Annotated in this window: 10 protein-coding genes and 1 riboswitch; all 10 genes read left to right on the plus strand. The window is 62.0% G+C overall.

Features of this window, described 5'->3' with window-relative positions:
• Positions 1-218: 218 nt before the first annotated feature.
• The 10 genes from HU743_RS05335 to cobM all read left to right on the plus strand — a co-directional run bounded on the left by HU743_RS05335 (position 219) and on the right by cobM (position 9,093).
• The gene (locus HU743_RS05335) at positions 219-971 is read left to right on the plus strand and encodes a 2OG-Fe dioxygenase family protein (RefSeq protein WP_186647401.1); all 753 of its coding nucleotides are present in this window, start codon (positions 219-221) and stop codon (positions 969-971) included.
• Positions 971-2,251 carry a hypothetical protein gene (locus HU743_RS05340; RefSeq protein ID WP_186647403.1) on the plus strand — a complete coding sequence of 427 codons (1,281 nt, stop codon included), beginning with the start codon at positions 971-973 and terminating at the stop codon, positions 2,249-2,251. The genes HU743_RS05335 and HU743_RS05340 overlap by 1 nt, the downstream gene beginning before the upstream one ends.
• Entirely contained in the window at positions 2,248-4,668 is a 2,421-nt protein-coding gene (locus HU743_RS05345; protein WP_186647405.1) for an ATP-grasp domain-containing protein, read from the plus strand. Before HU743_RS05340 ends, HU743_RS05345 begins: the two co-directional genes overlap by 4 nt.
• Positions 4,665-5,582, plus strand: a complete 918-nt coding sequence (locus HU743_RS05350) for a sugar phosphate isomerase/epimerase family protein (RefSeq protein WP_186647407.1) — start codon at positions 4,665-4,667, stop codon at positions 5,580-5,582. Before HU743_RS05345 ends, HU743_RS05350 begins: the two co-directional genes overlap by 4 nt.
• On the plus strand, positions 5,572-6,270 hold the full coding sequence (locus HU743_RS05355) for an AzlC family ABC transporter permease (RefSeq protein ID WP_186623244.1): 699 nt from the start codon (positions 5,572-5,574) through the stop codon (positions 6,268-6,270). Before HU743_RS05350 ends, HU743_RS05355 begins: the two co-directional genes overlap by 11 nt.
• Positions 6,257-6,583, plus strand: a complete 327-nt coding sequence (locus HU743_RS05360; RefSeq protein WP_186637632.1) for a hypothetical protein — start codon at positions 6,257-6,259, stop codon at positions 6,581-6,583. Before HU743_RS05355 ends, HU743_RS05360 begins: the two co-directional genes overlap by 14 nt.
• A gap of 33 nt (positions 6,584-6,616) precedes the next feature.
• A riboswitch (cobalamin riboswitch) is annotated at positions 6,617-6,838 on the plus strand.
• A 121-nt stretch (positions 6,839-6,959) separates the two neighbouring features.
• On the plus strand, positions 6,960-7,157 hold the full coding sequence (locus HU743_RS05365; protein ID WP_186546432.1) for a CbtB-domain containing protein: 198 nt from the start codon (positions 6,960-6,962) through the stop codon (positions 7,155-7,157).
• Positions 7,158-7,168: 11 nt separating this feature from the next.
• Positions 7,169-7,858, plus strand: a complete 690-nt coding sequence (locus HU743_RS05370; RefSeq protein ID WP_186647431.1) for a CbtA family protein — start codon at positions 7,169-7,171, stop codon at positions 7,856-7,858.
• Complete coding sequence (locus HU743_RS05375) at positions 7,855-8,268, plus strand: cobalamin biosynthesis protein (RefSeq protein ID WP_186647409.1); 414 nt, start codon at positions 7,855-7,857, stop codon at positions 8,266-8,268. The genes HU743_RS05370 and HU743_RS05375 overlap by 4 nt, the downstream gene beginning before the upstream one ends.
• 78 nt (positions 8,269-8,346) lie before the next feature.
• On the plus strand, positions 8,347-9,093 hold the full coding sequence (gene cobM / locus HU743_RS05380) for a precorrin-4 C(11)-methyltransferase (RefSeq protein WP_186647410.1): 747 nt from the start codon (positions 8,347-8,349) through the stop codon (positions 9,091-9,093).
• Positions 9,094-9,143: the final 50 nt, after the last annotated feature.

Here is a 9,143-nt window from a genome sequence, read left to right on the forward strand (position 1 = left end):
CACCAACTAAGTGCAATTCGGCGGACACACTTGAAATAGAGCGTCTGAACACCTTAATTACATTTCTTTACAAAAACACAATTGATAAATTAATACAGGATATGAACCATGGGCCTCACATGGACTGCGCCCCCACAAGAAAGGAATTCTTGCATGCCTGATTATTATCAGTGTTCCATTCTGTTTATTCCGACCCCTCAAACTTGTGTAGCAACAGCATGAGTGCCGGCCATGCATTACGGCATTCAGGCGATGCTGTATTGAAGGAACTTGCCGAACGACTGAGTCATCACCACTACGTGCACAGTGACCAGTATCCGGCGGCGCAGGTTGCGAGGCTGGGGCGCGGAGATTGCCGGGCATTCAATGCGACTTGGGAGCGTTTGCCTCGCGACGGATATTTGCACGCGCAAAACGGTGTCCGCGAGCGGCGCATCTGCAAGTTCGAATATCGTCATCGGGCACACCAATGGACGCCGCTGCCCGACTGCCATTTTTTTCAGGCCCAGGCCCACAACCCGCTGCTGGGCGGGGTACAGCGCACTTATACGCGCAGCGAAGCGGGATTCATCGACTCTGCGGTCCTGCGAACTTTGCTCGCCGCCGACCTGGCACTGATGGAGTTGACCGTCGGCCCGCGTGACTGGCTGGTGACCTGCCATCAATTCCGCATCCTCTGCGATGAACGCAATGCCGGCCACGCCACCCCCGAAGGCCGGCATCGCGACGGGCACGATTTTGTCTTTCAACACCTGATCCAACGCCAGCAAGTCACGGGGGGAGAAAGCCGGATATTTGCGGAAGAAGGCGACTGTGTATTCAGTGCAACTTTGACGGACTACATGGAAACCGTTGTTTTGAATGACCGAATACTTCTGCACGAAGTTTCACCGCTGCAAACATCAGGCATGCATTCGGATCGCGGCAGCCGCGACATGTTGATTATCGACTTCGACCTGGCGGACTATTAATGAATCATTCAAGCCATGCACTTTCAGTCGGCACACCCGGCGCACATGATTTTATTATTGAACAGTTCCAACAGGCCGGAGCGCGACGAACTTGTACCTTGTCGCTGACGGCCAATGAAAATATTTTGTCCGACACTGCGCGCACACTCGGCCAGAACCGGCATTACGAGCGTTACTTGTTCAACGCTCAAGCCATCGAAGGCCAACGCTATGCCGCTGAATTCAACGGCATGCAGATCGAGCACTTTCCCGAAGTCGAAACATTGAAGGCATTGGCGACCCAGGCCGTGCAGGCGATGTTCAACGCCCCTTTCGTCGAGTATCGCGTGTTGTCCGGCGTGCACTGCACACTGAGCGTGCTGGCCGCCCTGAGCGAACCGGGCGACGCCATTGTGTCGCTGGCACCCGCCAGCGGCGGACATTTTGCTACTGGCCCACTGGTGCAAAAAATCGGCAGGCACAGCGTGTTTTGCAGACTGACCGCTGGCGGGCAAATCGATCTCGAGGATTTCCAGCAACAGCTTCAAACCCTCGCGGCGCCCCCCGCGGCTGTACTGCTCGACCACGGCCTGACCACCCGGGCGATCGCCCTTCAGCCGTTGCGCGCATTGCTCGATCGCTGCGGCCTGCAACGCACGCTGATTATCTATGACGCCTCGCACACTCTGGGGCTGATCGCCGGTCAGGCCTTCCCCAATCCGCTGGACGACGGGGCCGACATTCTTCAGGGCAACACGCACAAATCCCTCGCCGGTCCGCACCGGGCGCTGATCGTGTCGCGGCGTGCCGACCTCGCCCGGCGGATCGAGCAGACCCTCAGCGGCGGGCTGGTGTCTTCGCCTAACTTGCCCGGCCTGTTGCAATTGTTCGTCACCCTCGTGGAAACCCGGCAGTACGGCCAGGCCTACGCCCAGCGCATGTGCGCCAACACCCGCCAGTTGCACGACGCGCTGGTCGGCATTCCCGGCTGGACGCTGCACCCCACCGACACGCACCTGCTGTTGCTCGAAGGTGAACAGGCCCGGCAAACGGCGCAACAGCTCAACGAACTGGGCATTCGGGTCAACAACAAACAGGTCAACGGCCGCGACTGCCTGCGCTTCGGCCTGCAGGAAATTACCCGACTCGGTATCACCGGCGAGGACCTGGATGCCTTGGCGCACATCATCCGCAACGTCCTCAGCGGTGGCGCGAACGGCGTGGACCGCGTCCGCCTGAACCACATCTGTCAACGCCTGAACCGGATCCACTACAGCTTCGACCAGGAGGCTTGCCAATGAGCGCGCCAGCCTGCCTGATTATCGGCAACATCCGCGACGGCGAATACGAAGGCCTGCTCGCCGAAGGCATTACACCGCTGCTGATCGCCGACAGCCGCAAGACCAGCAAGATCGCCGACGCGAGCCGGATTTCGCCCGTGGCCCGGTACGATTTTTCCAAAGGGCTGAGCGCGGAACTGATTGCCCTGACGCAGCGCCTGCGCGACGAGCACCGGTTCACCAGCGTGCTGAATTTTCGCGAAGGCTATGTCGCCATCACCGCCCGACTGTGCGCGGCGCTACCGGCCCTGGCGCATTTGCATCGGAACGTGGAAAACACCTTGGACAAGGTGCTGCAACGCCAACGCTTCCAGCAGTCGGGCAATCCCGATCTGCACGTGCTGTCGCGCGAGGTCCGCATCGACGAGCTGCTCGCGCGCCCGACGGAACTGCCCTACCCGTTCATTCTGAAACCGGCGAACCTCTACAGCAGCCTGTTTGTGCGCTGCCTCCACAATCCACAGGAACTGCTCGACTACGCCCGCCATGAATGGCCCGCGCTGCAACGTTACGTGGCGGGCAAACAGCGTGAGACCGATCAGTTGCTGCTGGAGGAATACCTTCAGGGCTCCAACCATTCCATTGATTGCGCCATCGCGGCGGACGGCACGATCCACAGTTTTCCGATTGTCGACGTGATCGCCGGTGTCGATATCGGTCGCGCTGATTTTCACCACTTCGCCCGCTACACCCCGTCGACGCTGGCCGCCGATACCGCGTTGCAAGCGCGCTGCCAGCGCCTGGCCCATGACGCGGTGAAAGCGCTGGAACTGGCGGGTACGTTTGCCCACGTCGAATTCATTCTCACCGCCAACGGGCCGCGAGTTCTGGAGGTTGGCGCGCGCCCGGGCGGCAGCCGGATTCATGTCATTCGCCAGGCGTGGGGGTTGTCGCTGGACGTTTGTTATCACCGGGCACTCAGCGCGCAAACGCTGCCCCAGCCCCGCCAGACGCCCGCACCGTTCGGCATCGCCACCCCCTTCGCCCGTGCAGACCGCTTCTATGACGGCCTGCACAACGCCGAGCGCATCACCTGCCTGCCGGGCTTCCAGCGCTGGTACGCCTACGTCAATGCGGGCGACAGCATTGGCCCGGTCAGCCACGGTTTTCAGAACTATCTGTACATCGAGTTCAAGCAGCCCGACACCGCGAGCCTGCGTGAATCCGTGCTGGCCGTCGCTGACCTCGATGTCTACGGCGAAACCTCGACGGCGGCGAGCGGCAAGCACGTCTTGCTCATCGGCGGGCGCGATTCGGGGCTGGATTGGGACACTGCGCGGCAACTGCGCTTTACCCTCGTTCAACAACCCGGCGAGGTCTCTGAGTACCAGCGCGAGCATGCAACGCTGGTGCTGACACCAGATATCGCCGACCTCTCGGCCTATAGCGAAACGCTTGAGCGCTTGCACCGGCAGCGGCCATTCGCTGCCGTGGTGTCGTTCTCGGAGCTGGGCCTGTTGCCCGCCTCACAGCTCGGCGAACGGCTGGGCATCACTCACAACAGCCTGCGCAGCGTCGAAGTCAGCCGCGACAAGCTGCGCTTTCGCCAGTTGCTTCAGGGCAGCCGCTACGAGCTGCCGGCTGCAGCGGTGACCCGTGTCGAGGAGGTTCGCGCCTTCGTTCTGCGTCATGGTCCGGCCATCGTCAAACCCGTCAACGGCTCGGGCAGCCAGGGCGTTTATGCCATCAACCAACCGGAGGAAGCCGAGCATCTACAGCTTCAAGGCGACAATCTGATCGAGGCGTTCGCCGGTGGCGATGAATACAGCGTCGAGTCGCTGAGCCTGGACGGCCGCCATCAAATCCTTGGTATCACGCGCAAGCACACCAGCGGCGCGCCGGGTTACGTCGAAACCGGGCATGACTTTCCGGCCGGGCTCGACAACGCCACGCGTGTACAAATCGAAGAAGCCGTGCTGTGGCTGCTCGAACGCATGGGCAATCGCTGGGGACCGGCGCATACCGAGGTCAAGCTCGACGGTTCACGCCTGCAGTTCATCGAAACCCAGACCCGCTTCGGCGGCGACCAGATCTGGGAAATGGTCTGGAAAACCACCGGCGTGCACCTGGCCGCCAGCACCCTCGCCGCCATGACCGGCATCGCGCTGCCGGCGCCGGAAAAGCCCTACGTGAAAATGGCGATCCGCTACATCGAAGCGGACCCCGCCACTGACCCGCAACCGCTACAGGCACGTCTACTGGAGCAACCCTTCGCCCTGCGCGCGAGCCTCAACCACGACAAGTTCGGCCGCCCGATCCGCCGCTCCGCCGACCGTCACGGCTACGTGTTGCTGGCCTGTCGCGAGGCGGACGACCCGGTGCTGTTCAACGCCGCGATTTCCCACCCACCTTTCACTACGCAAGGACAGGCGCAATGACCACACAAGAGACGCTGTACCGCATCGATGGGCCGATCAGCGCTGATTTCCCGCTGATCTCTTTTTCCACCAACGTCTACGACAATCCGGCGGACATTTTCGGTTCGATCACCGATCTGGCCCGCTACTTCAAGGCCGTGGAATTCGAAATCGGCGAAGACGCCGAAAAGGTGTTCTGGTCGCTCAGCACCGAACAACGTGCGAACCTCGCCCGACAGATCCGCAGCTTCACCGAGCAGAACGGCATCACGCTGACGGTGCATGCCGGCTGGTGGGGCCGCGAGTACAACCTGTGTTCCGCGGATCTGGCCGAACGTGCGCAGGCCGTGGACTGCCTGAGCGCCGCCGTGGACTTTTCCCGTCAGGCCGGCGCCACCAGCGTCACCTTCCACCCCGGCTACAAGGATCAACTGGAAAACCGCGAACTGCTCGACAACCTGATCGCCGCCATCAATCAAGTCAAGGCACGTTGCAATACGACGGGCATCGCCCTGTGCCTGGAAAACATGGGCGGTCAGCGGCCGAAATTCCCGGTTTTCACGGTCGAGGAACACCTGCGTTTCCACCAGCAAACCGGCTGCTTCGTGACCATCGATGTGACGCACCTGTGCTCACTGCTGCCGTATGGCGACGAGCTGTTCGCCGCCATCGCCGCTCTCGCGCCGGTGACCCGCCATTTGCACATCGCCGACCTCAACGACACCCACCACCAGCACCTGCCGATCGGCGAAGGCAACCTGCGCCTGAGCGATGTGCTCAATCGCTTTGCAGTCAATGGCTATCGCGGGGTGGCGGTGGTCGAAGAGTTCATTCCGCGCTTTTCCACCGAGTACTACCTGGAAAAAGCCCTGGCCTATAAAAACGGCGTGGAGAAGCTGCTTACCGACGCGCGCCGCAGCACCCATGCCGGCTGAGTCCGCACTGGCAAAACCGGCGGCGCACAACGAGATTGCGACCGGTATTCGCGATGCGCTGCCGTTCGTCTTTTCGCTGCTGCTGACCTTCAGCCTGATCGGCATGCTCGGGCGCCGCCATGGCCTGGACTTGCCGGCCATGGTGGTGTTCAGCGGCACGGTGATGGCCTCGCCGTTGCAACTGACGCTGCTGGAAACCCCGGCGCATCTGCTCAATGCTTTCGGCGTGCTGGTGTCGGCACTGAGCATCAACCTGCGTTTTCTGGTGTTCACGCTGAGCCTGAAATCGAGCCTCGACGGCCCGATCAAAACATTCGTCCCGGCGCTGGCGGTGATGGCTAACGCGGCCTTCACGCTGATGTCGATCCGCAAGGAACAGCAGCCGATCAGCCGCCCGTACGCCAACACCGTGTGCTTGTTGTTGTACGCCGCCGCCCTGCTCGGCACCGTGGTCGGTTACTGCTTCGCCCGCCTGGCCGACGACGCCTTGATGGACCACGCCAGCGTAGTGATTGCGATCTTTCTCAGCGCATCGCTGGGCAAAATGGCGCGCGACCGTCACAGCTTCCATGGACAATGGATTGCCGGCCTGGCCGCTGCCGCGAGTTTGCTCTGGCTGGGCGAAATCAGCCTGCTGCTGGTGCTGGCGGTCACGGTCCTGACGAGTTACGCCTATGACCGACCCTAGTACCTTCTGGCTGTACGTTGCGATCTGCGCGCTGGTGTCGGCGGTGTGCCGCTTGTTGCCGCTGGCGGTCAATGTCGAACGGCTGTCCGGCGGCGCCCGTGCCTTCATCGACCGGCTTGGCAAATACACCTCGGTGGCGATGCTGGTCAGCCTGCTGGCCGGGGCGCTGTATCCGCTGGCGACACAACAGGCGGCGGCCATGCCGTGGATCGTGCCGGTGGCGCTGGCCTGGCTGCTGAGCCTGACGCGACTGAAGTCTTACTATGCGTTTCTGATTGCTTTGGCGGTGTACGTGCTGCTCGCCCTGCGCTAGTCGTCGATTGACGGCGATCCCCGCCCATGCTCTCCTACACAACTTGTTACGGGTGCCCTTCACAGGGTGAAACGGGAAACCGGTGAATCATGTGCTTTACTCTCAAGCCATGTCAGTCCGGTGCTGCCCCCGCAACGGTAAGCGAGCGAAGCGTCAGATCCACTGTGCCCCGGCATGGGAAGGTGATGCTTGCAGGTCGGCTTCAATGCCAACCCCTCGTGAGCCCGGAGACCGGCCCGCAACACACAGTGCGCCTCGGCGTCACTGCACCAGACAAACCCGCGGTGGGCGGGCGCTGTTCGAACCTCTGCGGGCCTGACTCGCGGGGAGTCTGCATGCGCTCTGTTCACCCGCTGACACTTCAGAGGGAAGCGCCATGTCGATTATCAGCAGCACCGGCAACACCACAGACACCATCTCCAGCACCAGCACCCTGTCGCAACGCCTGATCGCCGCGCTGCTGGCGTCGATCCTCGGCGCCGGCCTCGTCTATTTCGCCGGGTTCTCGCACATCGAAGCGGTGCACAACGCCGCCCACGATACCCGCCACAGCGCCGCGTTCCCGTGCCACTGAGACCTGCCGAGATGATCAAGCGCATTGCCCAAACCGCAGGCTTCAGCGGCCTGCTGGCCGCCCTGCTGCTCACCCTGCTGCAAAGCTTCTGGGTGTCGCCGCTGATTTTGCAGGCGGAAACCTACGAGCAAGCCGAGCCGGTGGCCGAAGCTCACGAACACGCCGCCGGGGCTGCTGCTCATAGCCATGACAGCGAAGCCTGGGAGCCGGAAAACGGCTGGCAACGTGTGGTGTCGACCACGGGCGGCAATCTGGTCGTCGCCATCGGTTTCGCCCTGATGCTTGCCGGCCTGTACACGCTGCGTGCGCCGACGGAAACCTCGCAGGGCCTGCTCTGGGGCCTGGCCGGTTACGCGACGTTCGTGCTGGCACCGACCCTGGGCCTGCCGCCGGAATTGCCGGGCACTGCCGCGGCGGACCTGGCTTCACGGCAGCTCTGGTGGATCGGTACGGCCGCCTCCACCGCTGTCGGCCTGGCCTTGCTTGCGTTCAGCCACAACTGGCTGATGAAAATCTTCGGTGTCGCCATCCTGCTGGTGCCCCACGTGATCGGCGCGCCGCAGCCGCAGGTGCATTCGATGCTCGCCCCACAAGCATTGGAAACTCAGTTCAAGATTGCCTCGCAGTTGACCAACGTCGCGTTCTGGCTGGCCCTGGGCCTGATCAGCGCCTGGTTGTTCCGCCGCAAAAATCCGGCATGAATGACGCCAGCACGGCGCCAACCCTGGTGGTCGGCCTGGGCTGCCAGCGTGGCTGCACGGCCACCACGCTGCGCGCGCTACTTGATCAAGCATTACAGGCGCATCGCATCGAACTGCGAGCGGTCAAGGCGCTGGCCAGTATCGATTTGAAGCGCGACGAACCGGGCCTGCTGGAACTCGCCAGGCAATTGGATCTGCCTCTGCAATATTTCAGCAGTGCCGAACTGGCCGCTTACCAGCCGCGCCTCAGCCATCACTCTCAGATTGCCTACGAGCGAACCGGCTGTTACGGGGTCGCGGAAAGCGCCGCACTGGCGCTTGCCGAACGGCTGATTCAGGGCCCGGCGAAACTGCTGATTGCCCGGCAAAAATACGCTCAGGCCACCCTGGCGTTGGCCGGCGCTGCCTAAAACCTCGATAATCTCCACTTTCGATCATGAGCATTGTTCATCTGCGTGCTCATCAATGCGCTTTCACAGGATTGCACCATGACCGTTTACTTCATCGGCGCCGGCCCCGGCGACCCGGAACTGATCACCGTCAAAGGCCAACGGCTGATCCGTGACTGCCCGGTGATCATTTATGCAGGTTCGCTGGTGCCGGCGGCGGTGCTTGAAGGCCATCGCGCCGAAACGGTGGTCAACAGCGCTGAACTGCACCTGGAACAAATCATCGACCTGATCAAGTCTGCCCATGACCGAGGCCAGGACGTGGCAAGGGTGCACTCCGGTGATCCGAGCCTCTATGGCGCGATCGGTGAGCAGATTCGCTGCTTGCGCGAACTTGGTATTCCCTTTGAAATCATCCCTGGTGTCACCGCCACGGCTGCGTGTGCGGCCTTGCTCGGTGCCGAACTGACGCTGCCGGACGTTTCGCAAAGCGTGATTCTGACGCGTTATGCCGACAAAACCGCCATGCCGGCGGGCGAAGCACTCGGCAGCCTCGCGCAGCATGGGGCGACCATGGCGATTCATCTGGGGGTCAAGCATCTGGAGAAAATCCTCGCCGAGCTGCTGCCGCATTACGGCGCGGACTGCCCGATTGCGGTGATTCACCGGGCGACGTGGCCGGATCAGGATTGGGTGGTGGGGACGCTGGCGGATATCGCCGGGAAAGTCGAGGCCAAGGATTTTCGACGCACGGCGCTGATTCTGGTCGGGCGAGTGTTAGGCAGTGAGGTATTCAGCGAGTCATCGCTGTATCGCGCCGGGCATGCTCACCTCTATCGCCCATGAGGGCCCCTTCGCGAGCAAGCTCGCTCCCACATTTGACCGCATTCCAAATG

This window comes from Pseudomonas sp. SWRI99, from assembly GCF_014270125.1.
In the GTDB taxonomy this organism is placed as follows: Bacteria; Pseudomonadota; Gammaproteobacteria; order Pseudomonadales; family Pseudomonadaceae; genus Aquipseudomonas; species Aquipseudomonas hamedanensis.